Origin of the sequence: Streptomyces sp. NBC_01384, from assembly GCF_045040035.1 — a bacterium.
In the GTDB taxonomy this organism is placed as follows: domain Bacteria; phylum Actinomycetota; class Actinomycetes; order Streptomycetales; family Streptomycetaceae; genus Streptomyces.
This window is the reverse complement of the sequence record NZ_CP109559.1, coordinates 7,127,080-7,144,974: the sequence shown is the minus strand read 5'-3', so window position 1 is coordinate 7,144,974 and position 17,895 is coordinate 7,127,080. Positions and strand designations below refer to the sequence as shown.

At 70.0% G+C, this 17,895-nt stretch carries 12 protein-coding genes; 3 read left to right on the top strand and 9 right to left on the bottom strand.

Annotated elements, in window-relative coordinates:
- The first annotated feature begins 164 nt into the window (after positions 1 to 164).
- A complete protein-coding gene (locus OG747_RS32730) occupies positions 165 to 1,697 on the top strand; it encodes an MFS transporter (protein ID WP_405882965.1) in 1,533 nt (510 codons plus the stop codon).
- A gap of 420 nt (positions 1,698 to 2,117) precedes the next feature.
- On the opposite strand, the gene OG747_RS32725 is transcribed toward OG747_RS32730, so the two are convergent.
- The 3 genes from OG747_RS32725 to OG747_RS32715 all read right to left on the bottom strand — a co-directional run bounded on the left by OG747_RS32725 (position 2,118) and on the right by OG747_RS32715 (position 4,408).
- The gene (locus OG747_RS32725; RefSeq protein WP_405882964.1) at positions 2,118 to 3,023 is read right to left on the bottom strand and encodes an ADP-ribosylglycohydrolase family protein; all 906 of its coding nucleotides are present in this window, start codon (positions 3,021 to 3,023) and stop codon (positions 2,118 to 2,120) included.
- Positions 3,013 to 3,696 (bottom strand): histidine phosphatase family protein, encoded by a 684-nt coding sequence (locus tag OG747_RS32720; RefSeq protein WP_405882963.1) that lies wholly within the window; start codon positions 3,694 to 3,696, stop codon positions 3,013 to 3,015. The genes OG747_RS32725 and OG747_RS32720 overlap by 11 nt, the downstream gene beginning before the upstream one ends.
- 106 nt (positions 3,697 to 3,802) lie before the next feature.
- Positions 3,803 to 4,408, bottom strand: coding sequence for a YdbC family protein (locus OG747_RS32715; protein WP_405882962.1), 606 nt, complete (start codon positions 4,406 to 4,408; stop codon positions 3,803 to 3,805).
- 156 nt (positions 4,409 to 4,564) lie between these two features.
- Here OG747_RS32715 and OG747_RS32710 point away from each other — a divergent pair, with 156 nt between their 5' ends.
- Positions 4,565 to 5,098, top strand: a complete 534-nt coding sequence (locus OG747_RS32710) for a TerD family protein (protein WP_405882961.1) — start codon at positions 4,565 to 4,567, stop codon at positions 5,096 to 5,098.
- A gap of 130 nt (positions 5,099 to 5,228) precedes the next feature.
- Here OG747_RS32710 and OG747_RS32705 read toward each other — a convergent pair whose 3' ends face one another.
- Positions 5,229 to 8,141: a vitamin B12-dependent ribonucleotide reductase gene (locus OG747_RS32705; protein ID WP_405882960.1), complete on the bottom strand. Its 2,913-nt coding sequence runs from the start codon at positions 8,139 to 8,141 to the stop codon at positions 5,229 to 5,231.
- A gap of 146 nt (positions 8,142 to 8,287) precedes the next feature.
- Entirely contained in the window at positions 8,288 to 8,872 is a 585-nt protein-coding gene (gene nrdR / locus OG747_RS32700) for a transcriptional regulator NrdR (protein ID WP_405882958.1), read from the bottom strand.
- A 518-nt stretch (positions 8,873 to 9,390) separates the two neighbouring features.
- Between nrdR and lexA the strand changes: the two genes are divergently transcribed.
- The gene (gene lexA / locus OG747_RS32695) at positions 9,391 to 10,167 is read left to right on the top strand and encodes a transcriptional repressor LexA (RefSeq protein WP_054229877.1); all 777 of its coding nucleotides are present in this window, start codon (positions 9,391 to 9,393) and stop codon (positions 10,165 to 10,167) included.
- Between the two features lie 570 nt (positions 10,168 to 10,737).
- On the opposite strand, the gene OG747_RS32690 is transcribed toward lexA, so the two are convergent.
- From OG747_RS32690 to OG747_RS32675, 4 genes are all read right to left on the bottom strand, one after another.
- Positions 10,738 to 12,741 (bottom strand): ATP-dependent DNA helicase, encoded by a 2,004-nt coding sequence (locus tag OG747_RS32690; RefSeq protein WP_405882957.1) that lies wholly within the window; start codon positions 12,739 to 12,741, stop codon positions 10,738 to 10,740.
- A gap of 88 nt (positions 12,742 to 12,829) precedes the next feature.
- On the bottom strand, positions 12,830 to 14,917 hold the full coding sequence (locus OG747_RS32685) for an IucA/IucC family protein (RefSeq protein WP_405882956.1): 2,088 nt from the start codon (positions 14,915 to 14,917) through the stop codon (positions 12,830 to 12,832).
- Positions 14,918 to 14,973: 56 nt separating this feature from the next.
- Positions 14,974 to 15,711 (bottom strand): GNAT family N-acetyltransferase, encoded by a 738-nt coding sequence (locus tag OG747_RS32680; protein ID WP_405882955.1) that lies wholly within the window; start codon positions 15,709 to 15,711, stop codon positions 14,974 to 14,976.
- A gap of 39 nt (positions 15,712 to 15,750) precedes the next feature.
- Entirely contained in the window at positions 15,751 to 17,727 is a 1,977-nt protein-coding gene (locus tag OG747_RS32675) for an IucA/IucC family protein (RefSeq protein WP_405882954.1), read from the bottom strand.
- Positions 17,728 to 17,895: the final 168 nt, after the last annotated feature.

Sequence of the window (17,895 nt, the reverse complement as noted above, 5' to 3'; positions counted from 1 at the left end):
GAGTTCGGTGAGGGCGAGCGGTCAAGTGGCGACACGCGGCAGCGACTTCAGTGAACGCTTGCGTTCACTGTCGGGGACTCACTACCGTTGCCGCAACAGTGAACGCGAGCGTTCACTAACGCACTTGTGGGGGACCCATAGTGACAACCTCTCAAACCTCTCAGTTGATCCAGGACTCAAAGCCAGGAGCGGCCCGCCGGGAGGGGCATCCCGGCATCGCACTCGCCGTCATCGCGGCCTGCCAACTCATGGTGGTACTCGACTCGACGATTGTGAACATCGCCCTCCCGCACATTCAAGACGCGCTCAAGTTCAGCACGACCGACCTGACCTGGGTGATCAGCGCGTACACCCTCACCTTCGGTGGCCTGCTGCTTCTCGGCGGCCGCGCGGGTGACATCCTCGGTCGGCGCCGGGTCTTCATGACCGGCATCATGCTGTTCACGCTCGCCTCGCTGCTCGGTGGACTCGCCCAGGAACCCTGGCAGTTGCTGGCCGCGCGAGCCCTCCAGGGCGTGGGTGGCGCGATAGCGTCGCCCACCGCGCTGGCACTCATCACCACGACCTTCCCCGAGGGCCCGGAACGGAACCGGGCCTTCGCCGTCTTCGCCGCGGTCTCCGCGGGCGGCGGCGCCATCGGGCTCCTCGCGGGCGGCATGCTCACGGAGTGGCTCGACTGGCGCTGGGTGCTCTTCGTCAACGTGCCCATCGGTGTGCTGATCACCGTGCTCGCCCCGATGTACATCAACGAGTCCGAGCGCCATCCGGGGCGCTTCGACGTCGCGGGCGCGCTCACCTCGACGGCCGGTATGGCCTCGCTGGTGTACGGGTTCATCCGCGCCTCGGAGCAGGGCTGGCGCGACAGCCTCACGATCGGGTCCTTCGCCGCGGCGCTTGTCCTGCTGCTGGGCTTCGCGTTCATCGAGACCCGGGCCAAGGAACCGATCACGCCACTGAAGATGTTCGCCGACCGCAACCGCTCGGGCACGTACGCGATCATGCTCAGTCTGGCCGCGGCGATGTTCGGCATGTTCTTCTTCATCGTGCTGTTCGTGCAGAACGTGCTGGGCTACAGCCCGATCCAGGCCGGTCTGGCCTTCCTCCCGGTGACGGCGGCGATCGGCATCGGAGCGGGTCTGTCGCAGCGCTTCCTGCCGGTACTGGGGCCGAAGCCGTTCATGGTCGTCGGTTCCGCACTCGTCGCGCTCGGACTCGGCTGGCTGACCTTCATGAGCCCCGACAGCACGTACGTCGGCGGGGTGCTCGGCCCCATGCTGCTCTTCGCCTTCGGCATGGGCCTGAACTTCGTGACGCTGACCCTGACCGCGGTCTCCGGTGTCGCCCAGCACGAAGCGGGCGCCGCGTCCGGACTCCTCAACGTCACCCAGCAGGTGGGCGGTTCGCTCGGCCTCTCCATCCTCACCACGGTCTTCGGCTCGGCCAGCCGTGACGAGGCGAAGAAGCAGTTGCCGAAGTTCATGGCCGACGCCTCGCCCGAGCAGAAGGCGGAGTTCGCCAAGACCCACCAGCTGCCCGCTCCCTGGGGCCACGACGTGCTGGCCCACGGCATCTCGACCGCCTTCATCCCGGCCGTCGCGATGGCCGTGCTGGCCCTGGTCACCGCCACCCTGGTGATCCGGGTCCGCAAGAGCGACCTGGACGCCCTCGCCGGCACGGCGGGACCCGCCGGGGGCTGACGAGAGGGCTGCGGAGGCCGGACCCGGTCCGGGGGACAGACACGGCGAGGACGTGGTCCGGCCATCCGCAGGACGACATCCGGGGGCCCGGGCCTTGCGGGCGGCCCCACGGCACCGGGGCGGGGTCTGCAGGCCGCAGTACGGCGTCGGGGTGAGCCCCGCGGGCCCGCGGTACGGCACCGGGAACGCTGCGCTGGCGGCCGAACGCACCCCATGCAGCGCGCCACCCCACGGAGCCTGGCCACCGTGAGCCAAGCCACTGGATACGCGGGTGGAGCCGGGCTCATGCTGTACGGGCCGTACGAGGGCCTGTGCAGCCCCCGAAGCCGACGGGCATGCCGAGGGCCTGCCTAGCCTCTGGGCGGGCCCTGGCGCTCCCCTGCGGGGATCCCTCGGCGCCCCCGATCGTCGCCCCGCGGCCTACGCCGCCGCCGTCACCCAGCCCGGCAGGCTCTCCGTCCGCTCCATCCACTCCCCCGGCGGCGCCCCCGCCTTGCCGGAGGCGATCACGCCGCCCACGATGGCGCAGGTCGTGTCCATGTCGCCGCCGACCCGGGCGGTCGACCAGAAGGCCTCCTCGTAGTCGCCGAGACCCCTGGCAGCCGACCAGAGTGCGAACGGCACCGTGTCGTGCGCCGTCGTACGCCGCCCACAGCCCAGTACGGCGGCGACCGTCGCGGTGTCCCCGTAGTCGAGCATGTCCCGGGCGCGCCGCAGCCCCGCGCCCACGGCACTGCGCGGGACCAGTGCGACGACGCCGTCGAGCAGCGCCTCGGCGCTCGGCGGGCCCACAGGGTCGGCGGCCAGGGCGGCGGCCGCGGCGACGGCCATGGCGCCGACGACGGCCTCGCGGTGCTGGTGCGTGGTGTACGCCGAGATCTCCGCCTGGTGGACCGCCTGCTCGGGGTCGTCCGCGTACCAGGCCCCCAGGGGGGCGATCCGCATCGCGGCGCCGTTGCCCCACGAACCCTGTCCCTTGAAGAGGGCGGAAGCCAGCTCGCGCCAGTCGCCACCCTCCCGGACCTGCCGCAGCAGTCGGTTGACCGCGGGGCCGTACCCCCGGTCGAAGTCGTGGTGCTCGGCGAAGGAGCGGGCCAGTTCGTCCTGGTCGATGCGGCGGTGGCGGGCCAGAACGGCTACTACGGAGGAGGCCATTTCGGTGTCGTCCGTCCACTGCCAGGGGCCGGACGGCAGCTCGCGGCGCTGGAGCAGCGGGTAGTTCGCGGGCACGAAGAACTGCGAGCCCAGCGCGTCCCCCACCGCGAGTCCGCGCAGGCTGGCCAGGGCGCGGTGCAGGCGCCCGTCGGGAGAGGAGTCAGCGGTCATCGCCCTGCCACTCTATCCGGTGGTCTCCGTACGGTTCCGGATCACGCCAGCGTTCGAACGGCCGGTCAAGCGTGTACCTGCCGTCGTCCCCGAGAAGGAGCATCCGCATCTCCGCGTTCCCCGGGTTCGACAGCGACTCGAAATCCGCGACCGTCCAGTGGAACCAGCGCATGCAGAACAGCCGCATGGCCAGACCGTGGGTCACCAGGAGCACGTTCGGCGGGTGGTCGGGCGCCTCGAAGCTCCGGTACAGGCTCTCCAGGAAGCCGCCGACCCGGTCGTACACGTCGGCGCCGGACTCCCCCTGTGCGAAGCGGTAGAAGAAGTGCCCGTACGCGTCCCGGTAGGCCTTCTGGAGGCGTACGTCGTCGCGGTCCTGCCAGTTGCCCCAGTCCTGCTCGCGCAGCCGGGGCTCCTCGCGCACCCGTATGAGCTCGGGGTCGAGGTGGAAGGCGCGGAGCGTCTCGTGCGTACGGCGGTACGGGGACACGTACACGCTGACGCGCTCCCGGCCGAAGAGCTCCCGCAGCCGTTTTCCCGTCTCCTCCGCCTGCTGCCACCCCTTCTCGGTGAGCGCCAGAGCGTGGTCGGGCTCGCGTTCATAAACGGTGTCATCGGCGTTGCCCGCTGACTCTCCGTGCCGGACAAGGACGATACGCCGTGGTCGAACCATGCCAAGACCCTAAAACGGCTGACGGCCTATCGAGCACTCGTACGGGCTCTCTACGGTGTAGGTCACACTTCCGCGCCCCCGCGGACACCTGCGACAAGGGCTCCCGTCAGACGATCCAGCTGGGCTCCAGGGGCACGATGTCGCCCGCGAGGGCCGCGACGTCGGCCTCCGTCTGGGCGCGCAGCGCAAGCCGCTCCACGCGCTCTGCGCGGTACTTGCCGTGCTCGGCGGCCGACTGCCACATGGACAGGATCAGGAACTCCTGGCCCGGAGCCTCCCCGAACAGGCCGCGCACCATACCGGGCGAGCCCGCCATCGCGGGGTTCCAGACCTTCTCCTGCATCAGCGCGAAGTGCTCGGCCCGTTCCTCGTGGACGCGGCAGTGGGCCACCCGCAGCAGGTCGGCGTCCGTGAAGCGCGGCTCGAAACCGGTCTTCACGTCGAATCGGTGATCGAAGAGTCTGACCTGCGAGTCCTTGAAGGTGCCCGACTGAGCGGCGGCGAGCCGGTCGTGCGAGCGGGCCATGAAGGAGTCGTAGAAGGCGCGGCTCTCCCAGAAGGCGAAGATGTGCGCCACACCGGGCCGCCCCCGGCTCCAGCCCCCGCCCTGTCCCCGGAATCCCGGCTCACCCAGAAGCCCCGCCCACTTTCGCTGCCCCCGCTCGAAACCGCGGCGGTCCACCACGGTGCAGCGAATCCACTTGACCAGCACCGCGCCATGGTAAGGCCACGGAGCGTGGCATTGGTCACGCTCCGGCGGAGTGCACCCGCGCGAGCGCCCCCGCGCACGTGGCACGATGGACAATCGGCCTTGACCGCGGAGCAGTTGGGGCAGAGAGCATATGGGGAACGGGGAGGGGGAGTTCCAATGAACGGTCTCAACAAGGGCATCCGCAAAGTCGAGCTCGCGGCGAAATGGGACCCAAGTCCCGTCGGCGAGCCGGCGACCGACCTCGACATCATCGCGGCGACCTACGTGGCCGCCGACCCGTACGGAAGTCCCGCCTACGTAGTGCACTTCGACAGCCGCTCCCCGGACGGAACCATCTACCTCAACCGGGACAGCAAGGACGGCAAGGGCTTCGGCTGGGACGAGGTCATGACGCTGGAACTCGACCGTCTCAACAGCCGCTACACGCGCGTGGTGGTCGGGGTCCTGATCCAGCAGCGCTCCGGCCACAAGGTCTTCGCCGGAGTGCTCAACCCCGGCATACGCATGCGTGAGGGCTACACCGTCCTGGCGGAGGACGACTTCGGCGGCGTCCTGGGGGCGACGGCCGCGACGGTCGGCGAGTTCGTGCGCGACGACTCCGGGGAGTGGACTTTCCACCCCGGCATCCACGGCTACGACACGGACCCGGCGGCGTTCGCCCGGATCATGGGCAGTCGGCACGACTCCTGACACGGCCTCTCCCGGGACCGCCAAAGCGACTCCTCAGGGAGCGTGCCCCCGAAAGAGGCCTCTCCGTAGGAGCGAGAGAACGCCGAAGGGCGGCACGGCCGGTGGCCGTGCCGCCCTTCAGGGCTTCAGATCAGCTGCAGCCGCTGGTCGAGCCGCAGCCCTCGCAGATGTAGCAGGAGCCGGCCCGCTGCATCTTCGTACCGCAGGAGAAGCACAGGGGGGCGTCCGCCTGGATGCCCAGCTGCATCTCCACCAGTTCGGCACTGGTGTGGGCCTGCTTCGGGGCGGGCTTCGCCGCCTCGACCTCAGCCTTCGGGGTGGCGACGGCCTTCAGCTCCTGCGCGCGGGGCGCGGACTGGGCCAGGCCCTCGACGTCCACCTCGACATCGTCGATGGACGGCTCGTAGGAGCCCGTCTCCAGGTGACGCTGACGCTCCTCGGCGGAGTGGATGCCGAGCGCGGAGCGCGTCTCGAAGGGCAGGAAGTCGAGCGCCAGGCGGCGGAAGATGTAGTCGACGATCGACTGCGCCATCCGCACGTCCGGGTCGTCCGTCATACCGGCCGGCTCGAAGCGCATGTTCGTGAACTTCGAGACGTACGTCTCCAGGGGCACGCCGTACTGCAGGCCCACGGAGACCGCGATCGAGAAGGCGTCCATCATGCCCGCGAGGGTGGAGCCCTGCTTCGACATCTTCAGGAAGACCTCGCCGAGACCGTCGTCCGGGTAGGAGTTGGCGGTCATGTAGCCCTCGGCGCCACCCACCGTGAAGGAGGTGGTGATGCCGGGACGGCCCTTGGGGAGGCGCTTGCGGACCGGGCGGTACTCGACGACCTTCTCGACCGTCTCCCGGATGGTCGCCTCGGCCTTCGCGGTGACGGCGTCGGTCGCGGACTTCTCCTTCTCCTTGGTCTTCGCGGAGAGGGGCTGGCCGACCTTGCAGTTGTCGCGGTAGATCGCGAGCGCCTTGACGCCCATCTTCCACGCCTCGAAGTAGACCTCTTCGACGTCCTCGACGGTCGCCGTCTCCGGCAGGTTGACCGTCTTGGAGAGCGCGCCGGAGATCCAGGGCTGGATCGCGGCCATCATGCGGACGTGGCCCATCGCGGAGATGGAGCGCTCGCCCATGGCGCAGTCGAAGACCTCGTAGTGCTCGTGCTTGAGGCTCGGGGCGTCGATCACATTGCCGTGCTCGGCGATGTGGGCGACGATCGCCTCGATCTGCTCCTCCTGGTAGCCCAGGCGGCGCAGGGCCTGCGGCACGGTGCCGTTGACGATCTGCATCGAGCCGCCGCCGACCAGCTTCTTGAACTTGACCAGGGCGAGGTCGGGCTCGAGGCCGGTGGTGTCGCAGGACATCGCGAGACCGATGGTGCCGGTGGGCGCGATGACCGAGGCCTGCGCGTTGCGGAAGCCGTTCTTCTCGCCGAGGTGCAGCACGTCCTGCCAGGCCTCCGTGGCGGCGGCCCAGATCGGCGTGTCCAGGTCGTCCATGCGGACGGCCACGGCGTTGGCGTCGGAGTGCTGCTTCATGACGCGCTGGTGCGGCTGCGCGTTGCGGGCATAGCCGTCGTACGGGCCGACGACCGAGGCGAGCTCGGCGGAGCGCTTGTACGAGGTGCCGGTCATCAGGGAGGTGATGGCACCCGCGAGGGCGCGGCCGCCGTCGGAGTCGTACGCGTGGCCGGTCGCCATCAGGAGGGCGCCCAGGTTGGCGTAGCCGATGCCCAGCTGACGGAAGGCGCGGGTGTTCTCGCCGATCTTCTGGGTCGGGAAGTCCGCGAAGCAGATGGAGATGTCCATCGCGGTGATGACCAGCTCGACGACCTTGGCGAAGCGCTCGACCTCGAAGGACTGGTGGCCCTTGCCGTCGTCCTTGAGGAACTTCATCAGGTTCAGCGAGGCGAGGTTGCAGGACGTGTTGTCCAGGTGCATGTACTCGCTGCACGGGTTCGAGCCGTTGATACGGCCGGACTCCGGGCACGTGTGCCAGTGGTTGATCGTGTCGTCGTACTGGATGCCCGGGTCGGCGCAGGCCCAGGCGGCCTCGGCCATCTTGCGGAAGAGCGTCTTGGCCTCGACCTCCTCGATGACCTCGCCGGTCATGCGGGAGGTGAGACCGAACTTGCCGCCCTCCTCGACCGCCTTCATGAACGTGTCGTTCACACGGACCGAGTTGTTGGCGTTCTGGTACTGGACGGACGTGATGTCGTCGCCGCCCAGGTCCATGTCGAAGCCCGCGTCACGCAGGGCGCGGATCTTCTCCTCCTCCTTGACCTTGGTCTCGATGAAATCCTCGATGTCGGGGTGGTCGACGTCGAGGATGACCATCTTGGCGGCGCGGCGCGTGGCGCCACCCGACTTGATCGTTCCTGCGGAGGCGTCGGCACCACGCATGAAGGAGACGGGACCCGAGGCGTTGCCGCCCGAGGAGAGGAGCTCCTTGGAGGAGCGGATGCGAGAGAGGTTCAGGCCGGCGCCGGAGCCGCCCTTGAAGATCATGCCCTCTTCCTTGTACCAGTCGAGGATCGACTCCATGGAGTCGTCGACGGACAGGATGAAGCAGGCGGAGACCTGCTGGGGCTGCGGCGTCCCGACGTTGAACCAGACCGGGCTGTTGAAGCTGAAGATCTGGTGCAGGAGGGCGTACGCCAACTCGTGCTCGAAGATCTCGGCGTCGGCGGGCGACGCGAAGTACTTGTAGTCCTCGCCGGCCTTCCGGTACGTCTTCACGATGCGGTCGATGAGCTGCCTGAGGCTCACCTCGCGCTGCGGGGTGCCGACGGCACCGCGGAAGTACTTGCTGGTGACGATGTTGACCGCGTTCACCGACCAGAAGCCGGGGAACTCGACGCCACGCTGCTCGAAGTTGATCGAGCCGTCGCGCCAGTTGGTCATGACGACGTCACGGCGCTCCCACTCCACCTCGTCGTACGGGTGTACGCCGGGGGTGGTGTGAATGCGCTCGATGCGCAGTCCCTTGCTGGCCTTGGTTCCGCCCTTGGCGCGGGAACCTCGTGCCGGACCGCTCGCCGTCTCTGTCATGCCGCCTCCCTGTATCGGGCTAAAACGCCCTGAAGTGCCACGTTCTTCCCATGGCACGGTGTGTGTCTGATGCTGCGCGCGCCGCTACGCGGCCGCCCGCAACAGGTCTTTGGTCGCCACCGATGGGGGCCGAGTCGGCCCTTCCGTCAGTCGGCGGCGTTGGCGGGCACGGGGACTTGGACAGTCCCTCCGGACCCGCGGTCGCTTTCCGGGCGCTCCGCGTCCGCGGCTGCCTCGTCCACATCCGCCTCGCCCGCGTCTTCCTCGTCCGCGGCGGGGCGCTGCCTCGTCTCTTCCCTGAGTTCCACGATGGCGGCCTCGAAGTCCTCGAGCGAGTCGAATGCCCGGTACACGGACGCGAACCGCAGATAGGCGACGAGGTCGAGTTCCTGCAACGGGCCGAGTATGGCCAGACCCACGTCATGGGTGGTCAGCTCGGCGCTTCCGGTGGCCCGCACCGCCTCCTCGACCCGCTGGCCGAGCTGGGCGAGCGCGTCCTCGGTGACCGGCCGCCCCTGGCACGCCTTGCGCACGCCATTGATGACCTTGGTACGACTGAAGGGCTCGGTGACGCCGGACCGCTTGACCACCATCAGCGAGCACGTCTCCACCGTCGTGAAACGACGGGAGCAGTCGGGGCACTGGCGGCGCCTGCGGATCGACGTGCCGTCATCGGTCGTACGACTGTCGACCACGCGGCTGTCGGGGTGCCTGCAGAAGGGGCAGTGCATGGCTCCAACCCTCCTTCACAGCACGACTCATAGACCTCGCGAGACCTCTCGGGCCCCTCGAAGCAGCCCCAAGCATAGGCGATGACGGGAGGCTCGATGACCCGGGGGACCACAACTTCTGGGCCGCTCCGGCAATCCAACCACTAGATGTGGGGATCGACCCGTAAATTCGCCCAGGACGCGCGTGTCGCACACGTAATGGCATGTGCCGCTCGGCCATACCGATCCCGGGCACACGGGGATACCGTGGTCATCGCGCGGATAGGGGGCCGGTACCCGGCCGACGGAGTGCCGGATGGCAGACTGGGCCGCGGCCCAGATCCGTCGGCACGGTCATCGCCTCGGCGGTGAAGAGTACAGCAATAGGCCCTTTTGTCCGTCGGCGGCGGCGTCAGCTATACACCCAGAAACGTGATCACGTCAGGTAATCCACGATTTTTCACTCGAACGTGTGTTTGGCGCAACCTTTCGAAAGCAACTACCGTTGTCCAGCAGGGAGACCATCGAGAGGGGCCGACGTGACCACCACCGCAGACAGTGCCACCATCACTGCCCAGGACCGCTCCCAGGGCCGACTCGAGCCGGTGCATGCGATGAACGAAGCCACGAATCATGAGGGGCCCAAGCGCTCCCTGCCAGGGCGACCTCCAGGCATCCGCGCCGACAGCTCGGGACTTACGGACAGGCAGCGCCGGGTGATCGAGGTCATCCGGGACTCCGTGCAGCGGCGCGGCTACCCGCCGTCGATGCGGGAGATCGGACAGGCGGTTGGCCTCTCCAGTACCTCCTCCGTCGCCCATCAGCTGATGGCGCTGGAGCGCAAGGGCTTCCTGCGCCGCGACCCTCACCGCCCCCGGGCGTACGAGGTCCGGGGCTCCGACCAGTCCTCGGCACAGCCCACGGACACGGCGGGCAAGCCGGCCGCGTCGTACGTCCCGCTCGTCGGCCGTATCGCAGCCGGAGGCCCGATCCTCGCAGAGGAGTCGGTGGAGGATGTCTTCCCCCTCCCCCGGCAGCTGGTCGGCGACGGCGAGCTGTTCGTCCTCAAGGTCGTCGGTGACTCGATGATCGAGGCCGCCATCTGCGACGGGGACTGGGTGACGGTCCGCCGCCAGCCGGTCGCGGAGAACGGCGACATCGTGGCCGCGATGCTCGACGGCGAGGCCACGGTGAAGCGGTTCAAGCGCGAGGACGGCCATGTGTGGCTGCTCCCGCACAACGCCGCGTACCAGCCGATCCCCGGCGACGAGGCGACCATCCTGGGCAAGGTGGTGGCGGTGCTGCGGCGCGTGTGACAGCGCGCGCCGGGCGGGAGACTCCGCCCCGCCCCTGACCGGGCCCCGGGACCAACTGCGCCGGTTCCGGGGCCCAGTGCGTTGCCCTCCGGGAGGGCAGGCTGGGGACTTGGGAGCGTGCGGGGCACCCAAGGGTTCGCACGCAGGCCCCGAGGAATATGCGGCGCCCCCCGGAAAGTGCTCGCGGGGCCCGGGGGGGTGTTCGCAGACCCCGAGGGATTTGCGCGGGTCCCCAGGGAGCCCGGGGGGGATCGTCCGCCGGCCCCGAGGAACCGTCCGCCGGCCTCGGGGGCCCGGGGGCTCCGTTCGAGGGCCGGAGGCACCGCTCGATGGCCCGGAGGGATCGTTCGAGGGCCCGGAGGGATCGTTCGTGCGGCCCTGCGAAGAACATACGTCGGCCCCGAAGGATGTCCGCGGGCCTCGGGAGATCGTGCGCGGGCCCGAGGGCCCCGCGAGCGGTGTTCCTTGCCCGCGGGGGCACCGGAGGTGGACCAAGTCGGCCCGCTGAGGCACCCGGGCAGGCCCACCTCGACCCGAAGGCACAGCCTCCGTCAGCCCGCCACGGGGCCCCTACGGCTCCTCGGTCTCCCCCGCCTCCACCTGCTCCTCCACCTTCCGCGCCGCCTCGTCGATCGCGGTGAGCGACCTGCGCACCTGGTTACGGTCCGTGGTGTACCAGAAGTCGGGCAGTGACGCCTTGAGATAGCTGCCGTAGCGGGCCGTCGCGAGGCGCTGGTCCAGTACGGCCACGACACCTCGATCCCCCGTGGCTCGTACAAGGCGGCCGGCGCCCTGGGCCATCAGGAGCGCCGCATGCGTCGCGGCGACGGCCATGAAGCCGTTGCCCCCCTTGTCCTCGACATCCTTCTGTCGGGCGCTCATCAGCGGGTCGTCGGGACGGGGGAAGGGGATCTTGTCCATGACGACCAGCTGGCAGCTGGGTCCGGGAACGTCGACGCCCTGCCAGAGCGAGAGCGTGCCGAAAAGGCAGGTCTTCGGGTCGGCCGCGAAGTTCTTGATCAGCTCGCCGAGCGTTTCCTCGCCCTGCAGCAGGATCGGATACTCGGGGATGCGTGAGCGCAGCTCCTCCGCCGCGAGCTGGGCGGCCCGCATCGAGGAGAACAGGCCCAGCGTGCGGCCGCCCGCGGCCTGGATCAGCTCGGTGAGCTCGTCCAACATGTCCGCGCGGTCGCCGTCGCGCGCGGGGCGCGACAGGTGCTTGGCGACGTACAGAATGCCCTGCCTGGGGTAGTCGAAGGGCGAGCCCACGTCGATGCCCTTCCACTGCGGGAGGTCATCGCCCCCCGTGCCCTCCGGGGCGAGCCCCAGCGACGCCCCCACTCCATTGAAGTCACCGCCGAGCTTCAATGTGGCGGAGGTCAGGACGACCGAGCGGTCTGCAAAAAGCTTCTCCCTGAGGAGGCCGGACACGTTCATGGGAGCGACGCGGAGCGAGGCACCGAAGCGGTCGTGTCGCTCGTACCAGACGACGTCCCACTCGGAGCCGTTGGTGATCCGCTCTGCCACGTCGTGCACGGTCTCGACCGAGGCGAGGGCCTGCTTGCGCACGGCGTCCTCGTCCTGGACGGACTTGTCGCGGGTGGCGCCGATCGCCGAAATCACCGCACGAGCGGCGTCGCGCAGAGCCATCAGCGCGTATCCGAGATCCTCCGGGATCTCCTCCAAGCGCCCCGGGAGCGCGAGCTCCATCAGCCGCTCGAAGCCCTCGGCGGCGGTCTGCAGCTGGTCGGCCGCCTTCTCGTTGACGAGCCTCGCGGCACGGCGCACCGCGCGGTTGACCTGGCCGGGCGTGAGCTCGCCGGTCGCGACGCCGGTGACCCGGGAGACCAGCTCATGGGCCTCGTCGACGATCAGCACCTCGTGCTGCGGGAGGACCGGCGCGCCCTCGATGGCGTCGATCGCGAGCAGCGCGTGGTTGGTGACGACGACCTCGGCGAGCTTGGCGCGCTCGCGCGCCATCTCGGCGAAGCACTCCGCGCCATAGGCGCATTTGCTCGCACCCAGGCACTCGCGGGACGACACGGACACCTGGGCCCATGCGCGGTCGGAGACACCGGGGGTGAGGTCGTCGCGGTCGCCGGTCTCGGTCTCGTCCGACCAGTCCCGCAGCCGCAGCAGGTCCTGCCCCAGCTTGCTGGTGGGCGCGGCAGCCTCGAACTGGTCGAAGAGGCCCTCCTCCTCGTCCTGCGGCATGCCCTCGTGCAGTCGGTGCAGGCACAGATAGTTCGACCGGCCCTTGAGCATCGCGAACTCGGGGCGGCGGCGCAGCAGCGGATGCAGCGCGTCGACGGTCCGTGGGAGATCACGCTCCACGAGCTGCCGCTGAAGCGCCAGGGTGGCGGTCGCCACGACGACGCGCTCCCCGTGGGCGAGCGCGGGCACAAGGTAGCCGAGCGACTTTCCGGTGCCGGTGCCCGCCTGGACCAGCAGGTGGGAGCTGTCGTCGATGGCACCCGCGACGGCTTCGGCCATGGTCACCTGGCCAGGGCGCTCCGTGCCGCCGACGGCAGTGACGGCAGCATGGAGGAGTTCGGGGAGTGAGGGCTTTGTCATAGCGTTGCCAGCCTACGGGGCGCCACTGACAACCGGGCGATCAAGGCCCGGACGACGGACGCGATCAAGACGAGTGCGGGTCGGGTGATCAAGGCCGGTACAGGGGGTTCGGGACCGTGCCGTGCACGGCGGCGTGCGGGCGCTCGGGACGGTCGCGGTAGCCGTCGAGGTGCAGCCGATTGCGGTTCAGACACAGCCGCTCGATGCGTGGAGTGAGCAGGTCGAACGTCTCGTGACGCTCCTTGAGCTCGGGGAAGCGCGTCTGGTGGCGGACGATCTCCGCCCGGATGAGCGACCAGAACTCGGCCTCGGGAACGCCCAGTTGGTCCTCGCAGAGCGGTGCGAGGTAGCGAAAGACGCCTACGAAGAGCCCGGAATGGATGAACTGGGTCAGGAACGACGGCGGCTCGGTCAGCAGCACATTCCGTACGTCGTCCGGCATGGACGCATGCTCGGGCAGCGGATCCGCGCTCACGTTGACGTCGTCCACGAAGTCCTTCACGGCGAGTCGGACCGGCACGTCGTGGTCGTCGAAGACAACGATCGCGTTCTCCCCATGAGGGCTGAACACCGTGCCGTACCGGTAGAGAAAGTGCAGCAGCGGTGGCAGAAGGGCACCGAAGAGACGGCGCAGCCAGGCTTGGGGGACGAGGCCCGAGCGGGCGACGAGCTCCGCGGTGAAGGCGCGGCCGTCCGGGTCGGTGTGCAGGAGCGCGGCCAGGGTGCGCGCGCGTTCACCGGGTGCCAGGTGGCGGGAGACCGGCTCGCGCCAGATCGCGCCGAGCAACTCCTTGTATTGATAGGGCACTTCGGGGAGCACGTCATACACAGGGTGGTGCACCGTCACCGAGGCGACCTCGCCGAGCAGGATCACCCCGCAGGTGTCCCGCAGGAACGGGTCGGCGTCCCTCAGGGCATGCATCCAGGCGGTGACGGCGGGGGCCGCGAGCGTGCGCTCCGTAGGAAGGCCGCGCCACACCAGGGTGTTGAGGACGGACAGCGGCAGCTTCACCGTGTGCCGGTCCGGGCGCGAGACATTGAGGAACGTACGGATCGACTGCTGGGGCAGGCGCAGATCACCGTCCGAGGGCAGCGGCACGATCGCCCCCGCGGCGACCGACGGCGCGAACAGCGGCAGCACGACGTCGTCCCACTGCCAGGGGTGCACGGGCAGATAGAGGTACGACTCCGGAGTCAGCCCACGCGCGCGTAGCACCCCGTCGAAGGCCTCCCTCGTAGCCGGGGCGAGCTCGCGCGCATACAGCTGCTCTGCGGAGTCGAGGCCCGGGACGCCTCTGTATGTGGCGAGCGTGGTGTGTACCGCGATCCATGGCAGGGCCGTCGCGCGGCGGGCCTCCGGCGCCCAGGCTGCGGCGTCTCGCGCGGAGAAGCCGAGGCGGCCCTTGTTCAGCACGATCCAGGGGTGGCCGGTCTGGTGGCCCTCCAGCTCGGCGTAGCCGAGGTCGGCCAGTTCGGCCGCCGTACGGGCGTCGCGGTCGAGGCGCGTGTCCGCGGCGAGCGTCGTACTCAGCTCGCGGATGACATGGCCGAGGGTCGCGCCGTCGAGTTCCAGCGTGCCGCGGGCGCGGGTGAGGAAGCCGAGCGGGTCGGCGAAGGGGGACGGCTCCTTCCCCTCTTCCGTGAGGACGAGCGAGGCGGGGTCGACGCGCCAACTGTCGTACGAGGCACGGCGGGCGCGGAAGGAGAGGCTGCCGCCGGCGTCCAGGCGGAGGGTGTAGGGACGGAGGGGGTGGGGGTGAGGTTGGGGGGGTTGGGGGTGTGGCGTGTTGGAGTGGGCCGTCTGGGAGTGCGCTGGGGGTGGGTTCACTGACGGTTGTGCGGGGTCGGGGCCGGTCTGTACGGGGTCCGGGCCGGTCGACGGAGCGTGCCGGCTGTGGGGTGGGACCTCTTTCCCCGCCGCGTCCCACCGCGGTCCCGGTCCCGGTCCCAGCCGCAGCTCAGATTCCGGCTCCCACTCCCACTCCAGCCCCGGCTCGGACGCGGGCTCGGGCTCGGGCTCGGGCTCGGGCCTGACGATCTCCTCATGTGCGAACTCGCCGATCATCTTCGCGAGCAGTCGGCGGCCGGCCTGGTCCCATCGGTCTTTGCGCAGCTCGGGCGGGTCGTAAAGGGCGGGCAGCTCTCCGGAGGCCGGGGTGGCGGATGGATTCGGCACGGGGACTCCTCGACAGGGAACCGGATCGGACGAGCGGTGTACTCACGGTGATGGCGCTACAACAGATCGCGCAGGGCTCGGTCTCGGACCATGAGGGCTGCCCGCTTGCCGGGCAGATCGACCTCGGCGGAGAACCGGAAGCCGGCGCTCAGGAAAGCGGCAACGGAGGGGGTGTTGCGAAGATCGGGTTCCGCGACGACGCGTGCGCATCCGGGGCGCCTGTCCAGTACGAGGTCGGCGACGGCTCTGAGCAGGGCGGAGCCGAGGCCTCGCCCGCGGTCGGGGACCCCTCCGATGAGGAGGTGGATTCCGGTGTCGTGCGGGCGGGCGGGGTAGTGGCGAGCCAGGAGATCGAGGTCCGCTCGGTAGATCTCCCAGTAACTCATCGGGGTGCCGTCCAGTACGCCCAGGCAGGGCACGCTGCGTCCGTCGCCGCCGAGCTGGCGGCGCAGATGCTCTTCGGCGACCGACTCAGGTCCTGCCAGCTCCCAGAACGCCGCGACGGCCGGGTCGTTCATCCAGCGGACGATGAGCGGGAGGTCGCGGTCCACGCGTACCGGAACCAGGTGGAAGACGCCGACAGGAGTGGTGGTAGGGCCCCAGCCACCGATGCGGTCGAGCAGATCGTCGCCCCCGGGTGACTCGGCTTCGGCGCCGAAGAACGCGATGAGCTCGTCGGGCAGGCGCAGGTCGAGGGTGTCCTCGCTGTCCGTACCCGAGCCGGGCCCCGGGTCGGGCACGGAATCGGTGACGGGGGCGGTACCGGCGTCGGTGCTCGCATCGGTGGGAGGCACGGCGACGCTCCTCTCAGGAGACGGGGTGGTTCATGTTCCTCAGGAATGAAGGGGGTTGGTGATGGTGACGTAGACGGACTGGGTGTCGACCGGGCCGACGAGTTCGTCGAGGCCGTGCAGCCGGGTCAGCAGGTTGGCCTTGCAGCGCAGGACGGGTGAGTCGAGGAGGTGGGCGGGCAGGGACGTACGCAGTCGGGCCGGGCCGGAGGCCGCGTCGGCGAGGAAGCGGCGGAAGGCGGCGAGCAACAGCTGTTCGTCGGCGAGGTGTTGGGAACCGAACGCGCCGATGAGACCGAGCACGTTGTTGATGGCCAGGTAGTAGGCGAAGCGTTCGTCGGTGACCTCGTCGGAGACGAAGGTGTCGCTGTGCTCGCCGATGCCGGGCAGCCGGGCGTCGAGTTCGGCCCGTCGTGATGCCCGGAAGTAGTAGCCCTGGTTGTCGCGGTAGCGGCCGCCCGTGGGCCAGCCTTCGGGGTCCAGCAGGAGCAGGGTGTTCTGCTGATGTGCTTCCAGCGCGATCCCCGCCTCGCTGTCCAGCCAGAGCACCGGGCGTACCACCTGCTCCAGGTAGCGCAGGAACCACTCGGCCGCGACGGCGCCGCGGGGTCGGCTGGTGCGCCTGGCGAGGCGGGTGACGAGCTCGGCGAGCCGGGACCGCATGACGGGCCTGTCCTCGGACTCGCTCCGAACGCCGGGTTGGGCGTGCGGCCGGGGAGAGACGAGGCCCGCGACGCAGCCGGCGTCGTCCGTCGGGCCGAAGGGATTGTGGCGGATCATCACGTCGAGCCCGGTCAGGGGGGTGCCGTCCGGGGCGTCGACGGCGAGCCAGGCCGGGTCGCGGACGATGTCGAAGCCCGGGTGGGCGGCATGCCACTGCTTGGACAGGCCGCCGCGCAGCAGACGGTGGACCTCCACACCGCGGTGGAGTTCCTTGCGGAGGTTCTCGCGGCGGGAGTTGGTGATGCGCAGGCCCAGCGACAGCTTCAGCATCGCGGGGGCGCCGGAGCAGTGGACGGTGCGGACGGAGGAGGTGGGATGCCAGGCGGAGCCGTGCGGGCCGAGGTCCCGGAGCAGTCCCGCGTCGAGCAGGGCCGCGGTCTCGGGACGGTGCCGGACCTCGCGCATCTGCCAGGGGTGCAGCGGCAGGGCGGCGTACCCGTCGGGCAGCGCCAGCCCGGCTCCGGCCAGCCGCACGGCGAGCTGCTCCGCGGGGACGGGGCGACCGCGCTCCGTCCACGCCGAGTCGGCCGCCAGGACCGAGGGGGCGACCGCCATCCAGTGCAGCGGGAAGGAGCCGCGCAACTCGGGTGAGTAGAGCCGCGCTTCGGCCTCGGAGAGCCCTTCCCTGCTCTTCGGGGTGGGGTGCCACGGGTGCCCCAGCAGGAGCGCCTGCTCGGCGGCGAGAAAGAGGTCGGGGGCGTCGGCGGGCCGTTCCCTGCGGTCGCTGATGAACACGACGGTCCGGCGTACGGAGTCGGCGACACGGCCGACCAGGTCGGAACCGACATCGGCGGGACCGTCCGTGACAGCCGCGTCGGCAGCGGACGTCGGAATGACCGTGGCCGTGGCCGTCGTCCCGGTTCCCGTCGCCCCCTGGCGTGCGAGCAGCGCCGCCACGGTGACCGCGTCGGCGGGCGGTGCCGCGTCGGGGGCGTCGGCAAGGTGCGGGAGGCCGAAGCGGTGCCAGCCGGTCGGGGACCAGTAGTGGACCGGGGCCAGGAGGGAGGTGCCGCTGGCCGGGAGCGGGATGCGGAGGGTGCCGTCGGCGGGCGCGGGCAGATTGTTCTCCCGTACCCAGCAGCGCAGCAGGTTCTCGACCGCCGCCGCCTGGGCCGCGGTGTGGGCGGCGGGGTGCTCCAGCGGGTCGGCGGTGGCGCCGCGCAGCCGCTCGGTCTCCCGGGCTCCTCCCTTCTGCCGGGGGACCGATTCGGCCGTCGGCGCGAGCGGGGTCTGCGTGCCACGCGCCGCTCGCTCGTGGGTGTCGGGACGGCCGTCGGGTGCGGGGGTGGCGTTCAAGAGAGTTCCTCGTGGGGTCGTTCAGGCTCGTGGGCGACGAGCCGAGGCGGTACTGGGGTGCGTGGGGCCTTTGGCGTTCCTGGTTGATCCGGGTGGGGGTGGCGGTTCTGATCGAGGCGGTGGCGGGCAAGTCGAAGCGGGGTGCCGTACGACTCGGCCGGACCGGGT